This is a genomic window from Flavobacterium sp. J49, from assembly GCF_011742145.1.
GTDB lineage: Bacteria > Bacteroidota > Bacteroidia > Flavobacteriales > Flavobacteriaceae > Flavobacterium.
Genome location: NZ_JAAQQU010000040.1, coordinates 83152 through 100952 on the forward strand (window position 1 = coordinate 83152; position 17801 = coordinate 100952).

The window sequence follows — 17801 nt, forward strand, 5'->3', positions numbered from 1 at the left end:
ACTTTTTTAATTTTGTTCCGAAACTTCGGGATTACAACTCTATAATGAAACAAATTACCAGCGCACAAAACCCTTTTATCAAATCTTTGGTTTTGCTACAGGAAAAGGCCAAAGCCAGAAAACAATCGGGCACTTTTTTGATTGAAGGACAACGCGAAATCGAATTGGCTCTTAAAGGCAATTACGAATTGGAAACCATCCTTTTTCTCCCGGAATTAGTGTCTGAAAGTCAAATAAAAAAAATGACTCATGAGGCAATTCCGCTGATTGAAATCTCCAAAGAAGTCTATCAAAAATTAGCCTATCGCGATACAACCGAAGGTGTTTTAGCGGTAGCCAAAGTCAAAACCTTAGCCCTTTCCGATTTAAAACTTCCCGAAAATCCATTGATTGTAGTGATGGAAGCTATAGAAAAACCGGGCAATATCGGCGCTATGTTGCGCACTTGCGATGCAGCCAAAGTTGATGCCGTCATTATTGCCAATCCCAAAACCGATTTGTACAACCCCAATATTGTTCGCTCCAGTGTAGGCTGTTTGTTTACCAATCAAATAGCCACCGCATCCACTGAAGACGCAATTGCGTATTTAGTAAAAAACCATATTCATTTTTACAGTGCGACGTTACAAAATTCAACCCCATACCATACCCAAGACTATACCTTACCTACTGCTTTGGTCGTTGGCACAGAAGCCACCGGACTGTCCCAACTTTGGCGAGAAAAAGCCACTCAAAACATCATTATTCCCATGCAAGGGGAAATCGATAGCATGAACGTTTCGGTAGCCGCTGCGATATTGATTTTTGAAGCCAAACGCCAAAGAGGATTTTGATTTATGAACGCTGATTGCAGATTGTCAATTTCATGACAGTCTGGTAAAAATTTTGACCATGAAAAAAGTAGTATTTATTATTGTTTCCATTTTAACTTTTGGAACGATTTCCGCCCAAATCACAGAAAAAGAAGTAGATGTTTTAGTTGAAAACACTTTAAAAACCTTTAACGTCCCGGGAATTGCCGTGGGAATTGTCAAAGATGGAAAATTGGTTTTTGCCAAAGGTTATGGTGTGGCCAACATCAAAACCCAACAAAAAGTAGACGAGAATACTTTATTTGGTATCGCATCAAACAGTAAAGCGTTTACCGCATCGGCTTTGGCCATTTTGGTAGATGAAGGGAAAATTAAATGGGATGACAAGGTGAAAAAATACTTGCCGGAGTTTAAAATGTACGATGACTATGTGACCAATGAATTCACGATTCGCGACTTATTGACCCACAAAAGCGGACTCGGATTAGGCGCCGGTGATTTAATGATTTGGCCCGATGGTCATGATTTTACGCCCAAAGATATTGTCAAAAATATCCAATATTTAAAACCCGTTTCCGGTTTCAGAACGAAGTATGATTACGATAATTTGCTCTACGTAATTGCCGGTGAAGTAATCGAGAAAGTTTCGGGCGAAACTTGGTGTGATTTTGTCGAAGAACGTTTAATGAAACCTATCGGAATGAACAAAAGTGCGGCTTCTTGGTACAGATTAAAAGACACGACCAATGTAATCGTTCCTCATGTGCCAACCAACGGAAAACTGGAAATTGTACCCCGATACACCAATCCTATTTTTGACGCCGCTGCCGGATTGTATGCTTCCGTGAATGACTTAAGCAATTGGTTGATTGTACAAATGAACAAAGGAAAATATGGTGAAAACCAACAACTTTTCAGCGAAAAGCAATGGAAAGAAATGTGGACACCGCAAACTATTTTGCCTTTACCCAATCCTTATCCCTATAGTTCCAACTTCAGAAACTATGGCTTAGGCTGGCGATTGGAAGACATCAACGGCCATTTACAAGTATCGCATACCGGCGGATTGGACGGCATTGTTACCCAAACCATTATGATTCCCGATGTTAAATTGGGCATTATCGTGCTCACTAACCAACAAAACGGCGCAGCTTTTACAGTGATTTCCAATACCATTAAGGACAGTTATTTGGGCTTGCCAAAATTTGATCACTTGGCCTATTTTGGTGAGGAAAGAAGGGCAAAAGAAGACAATGCGGATAAAATCACAGAAGAAGTTTGGAAGGTCGTTGACCAAAATTTAAAACAAAAAATTAAAATCGACTTCAAAAAATACATCGGAACCTATAACGACAAATGGTTTGGCGAAGTGACTATTTATGAAAAGAAAGGCAAGTTGTACTTTGCCTCTGCCCGTTCCAAAAGATTAATTGGTGAAATTTTATTTTATAAAGACCAAAATTTTGTAGTGAAATGGAATGTCCGAAGTTTCAATGCCGATTCACATATTTTCTTCGACCTCGACACCAACGGTAACGCCAATCACTTTAAGATGGATGCCATTTCTCCGATGACCGATTTCAGCTATGACTTCCATGATTTGGATTTTAACAGAGTGAAATAATTATCAATTGTAAACGTGAATTCTTAAAACAAATTAATTTGGAATTTTATTATTGGAATTTAAACCAATAATGCTTATTTTTAGGAATTGAATGAAAATGCTATGATTGAAATTGATTTAGAAGAAGAAAAAAAAGCTATTGCCCGAGAATACAAAGAATTACTTCGCATAAGTTACCAAACGCTTACTGATTCAGATAAAAAATTGATTCGCAAAGCCTTTGATGTGGCAGTTGATGCCCACAAAGACCAACGCCGAAAATCAGGTGAAGCTTATATTTTCCATCCAATAGGCGTGGCCAAAATTGTGGCTTCCGAAATTGGATTGGGTGCCACGAGTATTGCGGCCGCTTTAATGCACGATGTAGTTGAAGATACCGATGTCACTTTGGAACAAATTGAAAAAATGTTCAATCCCAAGATTGCGCATTTGGTGGAAGGCCTGACCAAGATTTCCCAAGTCAAAAAAGACATGAACATCTCTATGCAGGCGGAAAACTTCCGCAAAATGCTGTTGACCTTGAATGATGATGTTCGGGTAATTTTAATCAAGATTGCCGACCGTTTGCACAACATGCAAACCATGGATTCGATGCCTGACTACAAACAGGTGAAAATCGCTTCCGAAACTTTGTACATTTATGCACCACTCGCTCATCGATTGGGATTGTACAACATCAAAACCAAGTTGGAAGATTTAGGCTTAAAATATACCGAACCGGATGTTTACGCGGATATCGTCAGCAAAATCAAAGAAACCAAAGAAGAACAGGACGAGTACATTGCCACCATTTCCGATGTTTTAAAGAAATCATTAGACGAAGAAGGTGTGGAATATACCATGAAGGGCCGACCGAAATCCATTTACTCCATACGCCGTAAAATGGCCGCGCAAAACGTCACTTTTGATGAAGTGTATGACAAATTTGCCCTCCGAATTATCTACAAATCCAACTTACACGACGAGAAATTCCTCGCCTGGAAAATATATTCCATCGTAACCGATCATTACCGCCCGAGTCCGAGTCGTCTGCGCGATTGGATTTCGTCACCCAAATCCACCGGTTATGAAGCCTTGCACATTACCGTTATGGGGCCCAAAGGCCGTTGGGTAGAAATTCAGGTGCGTAGCGAACGCATGGATGAAATTGCCGAAAAAGGATACGCAGCGCATTACAAATACAAACAAGGCGCCACCGAAGAAAGCGGTCTCGACACTTGGCTCAATCTTTTGAAAGAAGCATTAGAAAGTTCGGAAACCAATGCAGTGGACTTTGTGGAAGATTTCAAAATGAATTTGTATGCCAAAGAAATCTTCGTCTTTACGCCCAAAGGAGAAATCAAATCGTTACCCAAAGGTGCCACTTCGCTCGACTTCGCCTTTAGCATTCACTCCGAAATCGGAATCAAAACCCGTGGAACGCGTGTGAACGGGAAATTGGTGCCGCTGAATCACGAACTCAAAAGCGGTGACCAAATTGAAGTCATTACCTCTGTCCATCAAAAACCAACCATCAACTGGTTGGATTATGTAACGACTTCTAGAGCCAAAAATAAAATCAGGAACGTACTCAACGAAAATACTAAGAAAATTGCCGAAGACGGTCGAGAATTATTGACCCGAAAAATGAAACATTTAAAAATTACTTTGAGTGAAACGGTAGTTAATGAATTGGTAAATTTCTTCAAACTCAAAACCAGTTTGGACTTGTTTTACCGCGTAGGAATCGGTTCCATTGAAAACCAACAACTGAAAGATTTTGCGGCGCAAAAAAGCAACACCTTGATGAATTTCTTCAAGAGCAAAATGAAACGTTCACCAAGTTCGATGCCCGAAGATATCAACAAGCAAGAGTTGAGCAAGAACTTTGACATGCTGGTGTTTGGTACCGAACAAGACAAACTGGATTACAAATTGTCTTCCTGCTGTAACCCCATTCCGGGCGATGAAGTATTTGGTTTTATCACCATTAACGAAGGCATCAAAGTGCACAAAAAAGATTGTCCGAATGCCATTACTTTGCAATCCAATTATGCCTACCGCATCATGCAAGCCAAATGGATTGACTCTTCGCAACAGGAATTCAAAGCCACTTTGAAAATTACGGGTATGGACAGTTTGGGCTTGACCAACGAATTGACCAAAGTCATTTCCAACAACATGCACGTAAACATCCAAAGCATTTCCCTTAGCGGCGAAGCCGGTATTTTTAACGGACAGGTTTCGGTAATTGTGCAGAACAATAATATCTTGAAAAAACTTATCGACAATATCAAGAAGATTGACGGAGTAGATAAAGTGACGCGAGTATACACTAATTAGTTAGTAATTACGAATCATTGAAACACTGCTACTTTGAAACTTTGCAACTCAGATACTTTGAATCCTTAAACAAAAAAATTACCTTTGTCCCATGACACTAATTGCATCCGATAACATTAAAAATCAAGAGGTCGTAAAAAATGTATTTACGGCTTATTTGGAGAACAAAGGACACCGCAAAACCCCTGAGCGTTACGCTATTCTTCAGGAGATTTACGATAGTGAGGAACATTTTGATATCGAGAATTTGTACATCAAAATGAAAAACAAAAACTATCGTGTGTCGCGTGCGACTTTATACAATACCATTGAACTTTTGTTGGATTGCGGTTTGGTACGCAAGCACCAATTCGGGCAAAACCAAGCGCACTATGAAAAGTCGTATTTCGACAAACAACACGATCACATCATCATGACCGATACCGGTGAAGTGATTGAGTTTTGCGACCCGAGAATACAAACCATCAAACAAACCATCGAAGACATATTCGGAATTGAAATCCACAACCATTCGTTGTATTTCTATGCCAATAAAAAAGCTAACAGCTAACATAAACAACAACACAATATAAACAACACACAATGACCGTAGATTTACTACTCGGATTACAATGGGGAGACGAAGGGAAAGGAAAAATAGTTGACGTTCTTACTTCAAAATATGACATCATCGCAAGATTTCAAGGCGGACCCAACGCCGGACACACCTTAGAATTTGACGGCATCAAGCACGTTTTAAGAACCATTCCCTCCGGAATTTTTCACAGCAACAACATCAATATCATCGGAAACGGTGTCGTGATCGACCCGGTAGTTTTTAAAAGTGAAATTGATGGCTTGGCGAAATTCAACCTCGACTTAAAATCAAAACTCATCATTTCGCGCAAAGCGCATTTAATCTTACCGACACACCGTTTGCTCGATGCCGCTTCTGAAGCCGCTAAAGGCAAAGCGAAAATCGGGTCGACATTAAAAGGAATTGGCCCAACGTATATGGACAAAACCGGTCGTAACGGCTTACGTGTTGGCGATATCGAATTGGCAGATTTCAAAGAAAGATACCGTGCTTTAGCAGACAAGCACGAAGCTATGATTGCGTTTTACGACGTAGCCATTCAGTACAATTTGCCTGAGTTGGAAAAAGAATTCTTTGAAGCCATTGAAGATTTACAAAAACTAAACTTCATCGACAGCGAAGAATATTTGGCACAAGCCCAAAAAGCCGGAAAATCTATTCTTTGTGAAGGCGCACAAGGTTCGTTACTCGATGTTGATTTCGGAACGTATCCTTTTGTCACTTCTTCTAATACTACCGCTGCCGGTGCTTGTACCGGTTTAGGTATTGCCCCTAACAAAATCAAAGAAGTTTACGGAATTTTCAAAGCTTACACGACTCGTGTAGGTTCGGGACCATTCCCTACAGAGGATTTTGGTGAAGATGGTGATGTAATGGCAAAAGTAGGAAACGAATTCGGCTCCGTAACCGGAAGAAAAAGACGTTGCGGTTGGTTGGATTTAGTAGCCTTAAAATATGCCATCCAAATCAACGGTGTCACCCAATTGATGATGATGAAAGGCGATGTGCTTTCGGGCTTTGACACTTTGAAAGTGGCTACGGCTTACAACTACAAAGGAGAAGTGATTCACCATTTGCCTTACAACATCGAAGAAGAAAACGTAACGCCGATTTACACCGAATTCAAAGGTTGGCAAGCCGATTTAACGGGCATGACGACTTACGAGGCTTTACCAAAAGAACTCAAAGAATACATCGAATTCATTGAAAAAGAAGTCGAAGTACCCATCAAGATTGTTTCGGTTGGACCGGATAGAAAACAGACGATTACGAGATAAAACCTTCTCTTTGTCATTTCGATCCCGACACTTCGGGAGAGAAATCTCATTAACTTGGTGTTATGTGATTTTTCACTGCGTTCAAAATGACAATGCTAATTTAGAAACCCTTTCAGTCCCGAAGCCTCGGGAGAGAGGGTTTTTCTTTTTGTAGTGTTTTTTGTATATTAGCATCAGGATAGATTTATAGTCATAACTATCTGAACGTTATGTAACATTTTAAAAACCTTGCATGAAAGAAACTTATTCTGTATTCAGAAAATATCCAACAATAGAGCAAGCAAAAGAATTAGAAAGTTTGCTAAACGAAAATAATATTGTATCGCAGATAGTAGACAATATCGCTCCCGTGGATTCTTCATTTTCTGGAAGTACTCTACAAAATCAATTTGAAATAAAAATTCAATTATCAGATTTTGAAAAAGCAGAAAAAATACTTGACAAAAATGCCGAAAATTTAATTGACCTAGTTGATAGCAATCATTATTTATTTGATTTTACAGACGACGAATTATATGAAATCCTTCTAAAAGCAGATGAATGGAATGAGTTAGACCATAAGTTGGCTCAAAAAATATTAATACAAAGAGGAAAATCGATTGACGCAGATTTGCTCAAAGCTCTGAAAAGGCAACGATTAGAATCATTAGCAAAACCTGAAGAGAATCAAAAGCCTTGGATTATAGCCGGATATATTTTTGCAATACTTGGAGGTCTTTTGGGAATATTTATTGGTTATTCATTATGGACTTCTAAGAAATCCTTACCAAACGGACAAAAAGTATATTCGTATAACGAGAAAGACAGAGTTCATGGAAAAAATATATTTTATATTGGGTTGATTCTTCTAACATTTTATATAATTTTAAGAGTCATAGCAGAAATATAAAACATTACATAACAGCAGTTTGTGATAATTGCGTAGCTTGGGATTATCCCGAGTTTTCTCCGAAAACTCAAAAAGGAGTTTTATATTTGTAATCATCAGTAATAAATCGTCGTAACTATCACAATCTGCGGCACGTTAGCCGTAATTAAAATAGGTTTTATGAAAACTACAAACTATCTCATTTTGCTTTGCCTATTTTTTTTCAGCTGTTCATCAAATAAGAATGGTGAAACCTATAATATCGAAAATTCAGAATGGATATATAGCGATTTCGAAATCAGTTATAACTTATTTTTTAAGCCTAGCGGTAAACTTGAATCAACACATCCTAACGATAATACATTAGACAACGATTTTTGGAAACAGAAAGGTAAAACAATACGATTTTCCTTTAATAATAAATACTCTACGTATAAATTCAGATTCTCAGGAAAAGATACTATAGTAGGAAAAGGAAAAAATAAAAAATTTCAATGGGATTTTAAACTTGTTCGAGTTAGGAAAACTACCGCTAATAATAGTTTGTAATAACTGTTTAGTTTGTGTATCCCAGCGAATTTTCTTCGAAAATTCAAAAAAGGAATTTTAACTTTGGAATCATCCGTAATAAATCGTCGTAACTGTTACAAACTGCGGCACGTTATGTGACAATTGCCGGGCTTGGGTTCTTTCCGAGTTTTGACTGAAAATACCAAAAGGAATTTTACCTCTGGAATATTGTCAAAGCTTTAGCCGTCCTCAGTACGTTTCCGCGAGCAACTAAAAAAAGTGCGTAAATTTGATTATTAACTTCAATATGTTAAGATATGAAAACTAAAAAAAGATTATTCGTAAAATCAATCGTTATTCTTACCGCTTTCTTTTTTGTAAGCTGGGGTTTAAAAAGTAAACCGGAAATCGATCATTCGAAAAACATAGTTGTGTTGGTCAAATACAAAACACAACCTTCAAAAGCGGATGAAACAGTTTTGGCTTTAACGAACCTAATAGAAAATGTAAAGAAAGAACCTCACTTCGTAAATATTAAGCTTCACGTTGATCCAAAAGACAGTACTAATATTCTACTTTACGAAGAATGGGATGACGAGTTGTATTATAATTCAAAACACATGCAGACAAGCCATCTGCAAAAATTTATTGGCGATTCAAGAAACTTCCTGACAGGACCACCGGAAATATCCTTTTGGAAAGTTGAAAAAGAATTTAAATAAATTTGCCAGCCGCCAACAGCGGTTTGGTGCAATTACGGGTTTAGGTTAGTATTCACAAACTCAAGGAAAAAGCGACTTTCGCTCCTACTCAGAAACTTTTGGCTAAATGAGTTGTAACGCACGTCAAGCCTCAACAGTTACCGGACATTTTAAGACAACAATACCATGGACAAATACAAAGAGACATTTAACACTTGGAACAACATCGCTTCGCTATACCAAGACAAGTTCATGAAAATGGACTTGTATAATGAGACCTACGACTACATTTGTGCTGCTATTGACAAACCCAAAGCAAAACTCTTAGAAATTGGTTGCGGACCCGGAAACATCACAAATTATCTGTTATCAAAAAGACCCGACTTTGACATATTCGGAATTGATAATGCCCCAAATATGATTGAACTGGCAAAGTTGAATAATCCGACAGCCCATTTTGCTGTTATGGACTGCCGCCAAATTAAAACCCTTGAGGAAAAATATGATGGAATTATTGGCGGGTTTTATTTGCCGTATTTGTCACAGACTGAAGGTAGCGAACTCATTGCGGCCTCTTACGATTTATTAAACGATAATGGCTTGATATATTTAAGTTTTGTAGAAGGCGACCCGGAGAAATCCGAATTTAAAGTGGGAAATGGTGGCCGAGTTTATTTTTATTACCATAGATTAGAGGACATTCAATCACAATTGGATAGTTTTAAATTTGGGGAGATAAAAACATTTAAAGTAAAATATAAAATTTCTGAAACAGCATTTGACATCCATACAATCTTGACCGCAAAGAAGATAAGAACCCTATAACATTGGTTTGTCAAAATGGCTTATCGTTCTCCGAAAATAATACGGTTGCCTCCTCTTACAAACCCTTTCACTGATGAGAGATTTTTTCTTTCACATTATTTGTAATCCCTTTTTGTATATTCGCTGACGTGAAACAATAGTAACATCAGCAAACCCATCCTTATTAAAACTGCTTTAAATTCAAAATTGAAATGAAAAAAAGCCTCTTAATCCTAATATCCGTTTTGTCGTTAAGCTGTAGCAGCGATGACAACAGTAATCCCGGAAATACCGACATGAACTTGGTAACCGGCATCAACCTAAGGCAAACCGCGGAAGACATTCCGTTAGAATTTGGCAATCCGAATATTTTAGTCAACAACAAGTTTGTAACGTATCCTAATCCAGTAAACGAAGTAGTCAACATTGCCGCCCAAGAAAATATAACAGATGTTTGGCTGGTGCGCGGAACTCCGAAAAAAATATACCAAAGTGTAAACTTCAGCAGCATACTAAACAACAATTTGTATCCTGAAGCATCCATTGTCACTAATTCTGATTTTGCGCTCAACGGACAATCCTCAAACGTTATCAGTTTGAATATTAGCGCTCTTGAAAAAGGTTACTATAAGGTGTTTGTTAAGATTGGCGGGCAGATATATTGGGATAATTTATACAAATATGAAGATGGCGAGACCAACGAAGACCAATTTGATATCCTATTTAATTATTGGAATTAACCTTATAATATCGGTTCTGAATTTCCGAACAACAACAAAAAACCCCTTTCAATGAAAGGGGTTTTGTTTTTAGTATTCTAACTTAAAAATAAATGACTCACTTGGTTTTACGGTCATCTTTATCAAACCTACTCCATTCTCAATTCGCATAGTTACTATTTTACCATACAATTGGTCTTTTAGTTGGTATTCACCACCTTTTAATTGCCATTTAGTGATAATATCTGCCGGGACTTTTAGTAATATGGTACTTGAAGTTACCCATGAAAAATTAGCCACTATGATCAGCTTTTCGGTATCAGTATAACGCACATACGAATACAAACCCGGGTCGTAATTGGCTGTTTCGTTTCGGTTGACCGCTTGTATCTCTTGAAACTTTCCGGTCATGGCATCGCTGCGCAAGGTAAAGTTTAGCAAACGACTGTAAAAATCGCGGAGTTCTTTTTCTTTTGGGGTTAATTGGCCACCATCAAACAAACCGCCGTTCATCCAACGCTGGTGATGGGGTACGCCAACATAATCAAAAATACTGGTACGAGAACGTTTCCCAAAACCGGCATCTTCATTACCCGGCTCACCTACTTCCTGACCAAAGTACACCATCGTCGGCGAGGAGCTAATCGTAGCCGAAACCACCATCAGCGGTTTTCCTTTTTCAGGTGTACCGGCAAACTCCGGACTGGCTAAACGCTGCTCATCGTGATTGTCTAAGAAATGCAACATGTGGTGCTCAATATCGGCCATTCCTTCCTGAATTTCCGATAAAGGATCGGGCATCGCATTGCCTTGAATCACGGCTTTCAAATGGTCATAAGTTTCTACTTTGTCATACAAATAATCCATTTTGCCCAATTTGATATAATTGCGGTATTCCTTCGGATTGTAAACTTCGGCCATCAAAAAGGCATTAGGGTTTTTCATCTTGATGCTTGAATTCATATAGCTCCAAAATTCAACCGGCACCATTTCGGCCATATCATATCTAAAACCGTCAACGCCTTTGTTGATCCAATACAAAGCAATGTCACGGAATTTTCTCCAGGAACTTGGTACATCTTTGTCTTTCCAATACACAAAATGGTCTTGGTAACCTTTGTTTTCATACCCGGATGGCAACTCCGGAAAATCTTTGGAACCATCGGGTTTAACCCCATAATTTACTTTAATGGTTTCGTACCAATCATTGATATCAGGCTTGGCTTCGCGGGAACCATTACCGGTCCATTTGGCCGGAAACTCGACAAACTTGCCGTCATTTAAAGGATTGGGTTCGCCGTTCAAAGGCTTATAATCGGGTGAAGTGGGCACTTCAAAAGCTTTTCCCGGTATGTAATAAAAGTTGTTCTCACGGGCATATTCCACCGAAGTATTATCATCGGCACCAAAGTCTCTAACCCCTTTCGGATTGGTTAATCCTTTATAATTGCGGGCAATATGATTGGGAACGATATCAATAATAACCTTCAAACCATTGGCATGAGAGCGCTTAATCAAAGCTTCAAATTCCTGCAAACGCTTGGCCGGGTCAACGGCTAAATCAGGATTCACATTGTAATAATCTTTCACAGCATAGGGTGAACCGGCCCGACCTTTTACTACATCGGGGTCATCGTTGGAAATACCATATTTAGTGTAATCTCTAATCACATCGTGGTGCGGCACTCCGGTATACCAAATGTGGGTAACACCCAACTTTTTGATTTCCTGTAATGCTTTATCGGTAAAATCATTGAACTTCCCAACGCCGTTTTCCTCGATAGTTCCCCAAGGTTTATTGGTTGTATTTTTATTGCCAAACAATCGGGTAAAAACCTGATAAACAACAGCCTTTTTGGGTTGGCCAGCAACCTCAGCATTTTTATTCATAGTGATATTCGGGGTTTTTTGAGCAAAAGTTATACTTCCGGTACAACTTAAAGCCAGTACTATCAATAGTGTTCTTTTCATATCTTTTTTACTTGTTTTTTAAGACCACAAGTCGTAGTGACAAATATAAAGAAATGATTGAAATATTGGCACCATAAATTATTCTTAATAAACATTTTCATTGTGTCTAATTTCATAAATTTGCCCACTCGAGGTCATAAGGCCAAACTGTATGCAATAAAAATTCAATCATTGAAAAAGGTACTTTTTTTTATCGGTTTACTGCTTAGTGTTGTCAATGTTGCCATAGCACAAAAAAAAACAACGCCAATAAATATCGAGCATGCCGATCATTTTGACATCAATCAAACTGAGATTCCGGATGCGGCTTTGCTTAGGGGAAATGTAAGAGTCAGCCACGACGGCGTTATTTTTACTTGTAATAAAGCTTATTTCTTCCAAAAAGAAAACTACCTCAAGGCTTTTGGCGATGTACAAATGGTACAAGGTGACACGCTTTTCCTCAACAGTAAATACGCCGAATACAATGGCGAAATCAAGCAAGCTTACGCTACGGGCAATGTAGTGATGCGTTCGCCCGAATCGACTTTGGTTACAGATACTATCAACTTTGACCGAAATACCCAAGAAGCCTTTTACAATTCTTACGGCAAGATAACCAACCGTGAAAACACCCTAAAAAGCAAATCGGGTCGTTATTACGCCAATGAAAAGAAGTTTAAATTCTTAACCGCGGTTACCATTACCAATCCGAAATACACCATCAAGTCGAATCATTTGGACTATTATACCAATTCGGGTCACTCCTATTTATTTGGTCCGTCAACCATTACCAGTAAGGAGAATTACATTTATACCGAAAAAGGATTTTATGATACCAAAAAGAATTTGGCCTATTTCAAACGAAAGTCCTACATAAAATACAAAGACCGACGCATCGAAGGCGACAGTTTGTATTATGATCGAAATAGAGAATATGCTTCGGCTACAAACAATGTGAAAATCACCGATTCTATTAATAAAGGTTTAATCAAAGGCCATTATGCCGAAATCTATCGCGATTTAAAAACCCAGAAAGATTCGATGATGATTACCAAAAGAGCGGTCGCCATTACTTTGGTCGAAAACGATTCGATGTATGTGCACGGCAAAAAAATGATCATCACCGGAAAACCGGGAGAAAGAATTGTTAGGGCTTTTAACAATGTGCGTTTCTACAAAACCGATATGAGTGGTAAATGTGATTCCATCCATTCCGACCAAAAAACAGGTTTGACCAAATTGATTAAAAACCCGATTCTTTGGAACTATGAAAACCAAATGACCGGCGATATCATGCATCTTATTGGCAACAACCAAACCGAAAAACTCGACTCGCTCAAAGTGCTCAACAATGCCTTCATCATTTCGAAAGACACACTCAGTACAGGTTACAATCAGGTCAAGGGTCAAAACCTTTACGGAAAATTTGTTGACAACAAACTTCGGGAAGTTGACATCATCAAAAATACTGAAGTCATTTACTACATGCGCAATGACCAGCAGGAATTGATAGGCATCAACAAAAGCGTGAGCAGTAAAATCAATATGATTTTGGATAAAAATACGATTGAAACGATAACCAATTTTAACCAAGTTGACGGCGATATTTATCCTGAAGCGGAACTGCCCGAAAATGCGCGGAAACTGCGGGGATTCATTTGGCGTGGCGACGAACGAATAAAATCTAAAGACGATATCTTCCCACCGGAAGAAAACGAATTGGATGCCAAGATTCAAGCAGAAACCAAAGTTGAAAAAGCCAAAGAAGACAAACCTTTGGAACCAAGCAAAGAAACTTTAGAATATGACAAGAACAATCCGAAGCCAAAGCCCAAAGCTGAACAGAGTGAATTAGAATTGGTAAAGCCATCTGCCAAACAAAAACCTATTGTGAAATAATGATAACGCAGATTTGTCCCAAATGCCAACAAGATGCTTTCACTTGGTACGTCAGCGAAGTACTACCCAACATCACGGTTTGGAGTTGCAACAATTGTCCTTTGCAAATATTTGAGGAAGACCATGACGAAGAAATTTGCGAGAACTGTAATGAAAAAACGAAAACCTTATTGAGAAGCCAAGAAGAACAATTCAATTGGTGTTCCCATTGCAACACCGTAACAAATTACCAAATTAACGAATAACCGAATCAACTCGATTGAAAGAAGATTTTCTAAAATACCAAGCGCAAACTTCACCATATCCTTTGGGTATGGAAGTCTCGCATGCGGTTGGTTCTTACATATACGATACCAATAATAAAAAATACCTCGACTTTGTCGCCGGCGTTTCGGCCTGTAGTTTAGGCCACCAACATCCTCGCGTAAACCAAGCGATTATTGACCAATTGAACAAGTATTCACACGTGATGGTTTATGGTGAGTATGCCCAACATCCGGCAGTAGCTTATTGCAAATTATTGGTCGAAAATTTACCGCCAAGTCTTAATAAAGTCTATTTAGTCAATTCCGGAACAGAAGCTTGTGAAGGCGCATTAAAACTCGTTCGAAGAGTTACCGGCAGAAGCCAATTGATTTCTTGTCACAATGCCTATCACGGCAATACCTTGGGTTCGATGAGTGTTATGGGATTCGAGGAACGAAAACAAATCTTCCGACCTTTAATCCCCGATGTAGATTTCATCACCTTTAATAACGAAGCCGATTTAGCAAAAATCACCACCAAAACAGCCGGAATCATTCTCGAAAGCATTCAAGGAGGCGCTGGTTTTATCGAGCCAAAGAATGATTTTTTGGCAAAAGTTAAAAAACGTTGCGAGGAAGTTGGTGCGCTAATGATAGTCGACGAAATCCAACCGGGTTTTGGAAGAACCGGAAAATTGTTCGGATTCGAAAACTATAATGTTGTTCCCGACGTAGTTATTATAGGTAAAGGAATGGCCGGCGGTATGCCTGTAGGTGGATTTATTGCCAATGAAAAACACATGGATTTGTTGAGTCACGATCCGAAATTGGGACATATTACCACTTTTGGCGGACACCCTGTCATAGCGGCAGCCTGTTTGGCGACTTTGGAAGAAGTATTGGAAAAAGATTACGCTGTACAGTCATTAGTGAAAGAAAAACTTTTCAGGGAACTTTTGGTACATCCTTTGATAGAAGAAATTCGAGGCCGAGGCTTAATGCTGGCGGCGATGACCAAAGACCCGGAAATCACCAATAAAGTAATTTTCAAATGTCAAGATAAAGGGCTGATTTTATTCTGGCTCTTATTTGAAGGTTGCGCCATCCGAATTACTCCTCCGCTCACTATCTCTGAGGCCGAAATCAGAGAAGGTTGCGCCATCATCATCGAAGCGATGAATGAAGTGGCCGCAGAAATGAAAAACTAAAGATTTCATTTTCAGTTTGATAAGAAATTTCAAGTGAATAAATTGTTAATTAAATTGTTTACAACAATAAATTGATTTCACTAAAAAAAGAACAGCGTTTCCCTAATTTTATTAAGGATAATTTTAAAACCTACTAGTATGCACCTAGACCACGACGAAGAAGATTACAACTTATCCCTAGCGAAATTTGAGTCGATGTTGAAAACCAACAAAGTCTTGTTTTTCGATTCAGAGGAGTTCGAGGAAATTATACTGCATTATCTCGACATGGGTAAAGCTACTTTAGCCAAGAAAGCTTTAAAATTAGGACTGGAACAACATCCAAAATCTACCGGATTAAAATTGGTTCAGGTAGAAATGTTGGTGTACGACGATAAATTGGATTTGGCAGAAAAATTATTAAACGAATTGTACGCCATTGAACCCACTAACGAAGAAATTTTTATCCAAAAAGCCAATATCTATTCTAAAAGAGACAACCACGAACAAGCCGTTGAGTTCCTACAAACCGCACTTCTTTACACAGAAGATTACGCCGATGTTTACAACTTAATTGGGATGGAATACCTTTTTATGGATAACTTAGAATTGGCGAAAGAAAGCTTTATCAAATGTTTAGAAGAAGACTTTGAAGACCAATCAGCACTTTATAATGTGGTGTATTGCTTTGAGTTTTTGGACCAAAACTTAGAGGCCATAGAATACCTTAAAACTTACATCGACAGAAACCCATACAGCGAAATTGCTTGGCACCAATCAGGTCGTTTGTATTACGGCATAAAAGATTATGAAAATGCGGTTCGTTCTTTCGAATTTGCTACTTATATAGATGATGAATTCCTTGGCGCTTATTTGGAAAAAGGAAAATCATTGGAACGTTTAAAAAGATATGAAGACGCTATCGAAAGCTACAATCGTACCATCGAATTAGACGACCCAACCTCTTATGCCTTGCTGCGTATAGGAAAATGTTATGAAAAATTAGGCAACAAAGTAGAAGCTTTAAAGTACTTTAATAAAACCGTACACGAAGATCCGCTTTTAGACAAAGGTTGGATTGCGATTACCGATTTTTATGTACGCCAAAAAAACTTCCAAAAAGCCTTATTCTACGTAAACAAAGCGTTGGCCATCGATGACCAAAATCGTTTGTATTGGAAGCGTTATGCGACCATCAACAAAGCGATGAGTATGTTTGAGGAAGCTGAATTCGGATACAGAAAAGCAGTTGAACACGGTGATTATCAATTAGATACTTGGTTATTTTGGGTGGATATGATGCAAAACATGGGAGAAATCAACAACGCGATTTTGACTTTAATCCAAGCGGCTGAATATTTTCCGGAAGAATGCGAAATCGAATACCGTTTGGCCGGTTTGCATTTGTCTTTAAACGAAGAGGAAAAAGGAAACTTTCACTTGAGTAATGGCTTGCGTCTGAACGCCAAACACAATACCATTTTAGAAGAATTGTTTCCAATGGTTTGGGAAAGACCATCGGTACAGGAATATATGGCGAAATACAAAAAACCGTAATCCATGTCGAAAAGACAATATGGTCTTATCGGGAAAAATATTTCCTATTCATTTTCTAAAAAGTACTTTACCGAAAAGTTTGCTTTGGGTAATCTTGTGGATTGTTCTTATGAGAATTTCGACTTGCAATCTATCGAGGAATTCCCGACACTCCTTGCCAACAATCCCGATTTAAAAGGGGTAAACGTTACCATTCCCTACAAAGAATCTGTCATTCCTTATTTGAACAAACTGTCTAAAAATGCAGCCCAAATTGGCGCAGTCAATGTCATTCGCTTTACTAAAAAAGGCAAGCTTAAAGGCTACAACTCAGATTACTACGGTTTTATGAAATCTTTGCAACCACTACTCCAACCACATCATCAAAAAGCCTTGATTCTCGGAACCGGTGGCGCAGCTAAAGCGGTTGCTTTTGCTTTAGACCAACTCGGAATTCTATACACTTATGTTTCTCGAGAAGAAAAGGAAGGCATGATAGACTATGACCGAATCAACGCAACGACTTTTGACAATTACCATATCATTATCAATTGCACACCATTGGGCACAAGCCCTGATACCAAAGCCTTTCCCCCTATTCCGTATAACTTTTTTACCGAAAAACACATTGCTTTCGACCTGATTTACAATCCGGAGGAAACACAGTTTTTAAAAAAGGCGAAAAAGAAAGGAGCGATTACCAAAAACGGTTACGAAATGTTAGTTTTGCAAGCCGAGAAAGCTTGGAAAATTTGGAATAAATAAAC

The 17801-nt window shown here is 38.6% G+C and carries 16 protein-coding genes; 15 read left to right on the plus strand and 1 reads right to left on the minus strand.

The genetic code is table 11. The annotated features are described in order from the left end of the window. Positions 1-44 precede the first annotated feature (44 nt). From HA632_RS01310 to HA632_RS01355, 10 genes are all read left to right on the plus strand, one after another. Positions 45-833: an RNA methyltransferase gene (locus HA632_RS01310; protein ID WP_176305438.1), complete on the plus strand. Its 789-nt coding sequence runs from the start codon at positions 45-47 to the stop codon at positions 831-833. A 58-nt stretch (positions 834-891) separates the two neighbouring features. Beyond that, entirely contained in the window at positions 892-2436 is a 1545-nt protein-coding gene (locus HA632_RS01315) for a serine hydrolase (RefSeq protein ID WP_176305439.1), read from the plus strand. 102 nt (positions 2437-2538) lie between these two features. Continuing rightward, entirely contained in the window at positions 2539-4758 is a 2220-nt protein-coding gene (locus HA632_RS01320) for a bifunctional (p)ppGpp synthetase/guanosine-3',5'-bis(diphosphate) 3'-pyrophosphohydrolase (RefSeq protein ID WP_176305440.1), read from the plus strand. A gap of 91 nt (positions 4759-4849) precedes the next feature. Continuing rightward, on the plus strand, positions 4850-5308 hold the full coding sequence (locus HA632_RS01325) for a Fur family transcriptional regulator (RefSeq protein ID WP_176305441.1): 459 nt from the start codon (positions 4850-4852) through the stop codon (positions 5306-5308). Positions 5309-5340: 32 nt separating this feature from the next. Next, positions 5341-6612, plus strand: coding sequence for an adenylosuccinate synthase (locus HA632_RS01330; protein WP_176305442.1), 1272 nt, complete (start codon positions 5341-5343; stop codon positions 6610-6612). Between the two features lie 232 nt (positions 6613-6844). Further along, positions 6845-7501 (plus strand): hypothetical protein, encoded by a 657-nt coding sequence (locus HA632_RS01335; protein ID WP_176305443.1) that lies wholly within the window; start codon positions 6845-6847, stop codon positions 7499-7501. A gap of 159 nt (positions 7502-7660) precedes the next feature. Beyond that, positions 7661-8029 (plus strand): hypothetical protein, encoded by a 369-nt coding sequence (locus HA632_RS01340; protein WP_176305444.1) that lies wholly within the window; start codon positions 7661-7663, stop codon positions 8027-8029. Between the two features lie 278 nt (positions 8030-8307). Further along, the gene (locus tag HA632_RS01345) at positions 8308-8712 is read left to right on the plus strand and encodes a putative quinol monooxygenase (RefSeq protein WP_176305445.1); all 405 of its coding nucleotides are present in this window, start codon (positions 8308-8310) and stop codon (positions 8710-8712) included. Between the two features lie 165 nt (positions 8713-8877). Then, entirely contained in the window at positions 8878-9516 is a 639-nt protein-coding gene (locus HA632_RS01350) for a trans-aconitate 2-methyltransferase (RefSeq protein WP_176305446.1), read from the plus strand. Between the two features lie 191 nt (positions 9517-9707). Then, on the plus strand, positions 9708-10235 hold the full coding sequence (locus HA632_RS01355) for a hypothetical protein (protein WP_176305447.1): 528 nt from the start codon (positions 9708-9710) through the stop codon (positions 10233-10235). A gap of 69 nt (positions 10236-10304) precedes the next feature. Here HA632_RS01355 and HA632_RS01360 read toward each other — a convergent pair whose 3' ends face one another. Next, positions 10305-12104 carry an alpha-amylase family protein gene (locus HA632_RS01360; RefSeq protein ID WP_228778738.1) on the minus strand — a complete coding sequence of 600 codons (1800 nt, stop codon included), beginning with the start codon at positions 12102-12104 and terminating at the stop codon, positions 10305-10307. Positions 12105-12356: 252 nt separating this feature from the next. Here HA632_RS01360 and HA632_RS01365 point away from each other — a divergent pair, with 252 nt between their 5' ends. The 5 genes from HA632_RS01365 (at position 12357) to HA632_RS01385 (ending at position 17799) form a co-directional block, all read left to right on the plus strand. Then, positions 12357-14066: an OstA-like protein gene (locus tag HA632_RS01365; RefSeq protein WP_176305449.1), complete on the plus strand. Its 1710-nt coding sequence runs from the start codon at positions 12357-12359 to the stop codon at positions 14064-14066. Continuing rightward, positions 14066-14311: a hypothetical protein gene (locus HA632_RS01370; RefSeq protein ID WP_176305450.1), complete on the plus strand. Its 246-nt coding sequence runs from the start codon at positions 14066-14068 to the stop codon at positions 14309-14311. The genes HA632_RS01365 and HA632_RS01370 overlap by 1 nt, the downstream gene beginning before the upstream one ends. Before the next feature lie 14 nt (positions 14312-14325). Further along, the gene (locus HA632_RS01375; protein WP_176305451.1) at positions 14326-15519 is read left to right on the plus strand and encodes an aspartate aminotransferase family protein; all 1194 of its coding nucleotides are present in this window, start codon (positions 14326-14328) and stop codon (positions 15517-15519) included. A 138-nt stretch (positions 15520-15657) separates the two neighbouring features. Continuing rightward, the gene (locus HA632_RS01380) at positions 15658-17055 is read left to right on the plus strand and encodes a lipopolysaccharide assembly protein LapB (protein ID WP_176305452.1); all 1398 of its coding nucleotides are present in this window, start codon (positions 15658-15660) and stop codon (positions 17053-17055) included. Between the two features lie 3 nt (positions 17056-17058). Then, on the plus strand, positions 17059-17799 hold the full coding sequence (locus HA632_RS01385; RefSeq protein ID WP_176305453.1) for a shikimate dehydrogenase: 741 nt from the start codon (positions 17059-17061) through the stop codon (positions 17797-17799). The last annotated feature ends 2 nt before the right edge of the window (positions 17800-17801 follow it).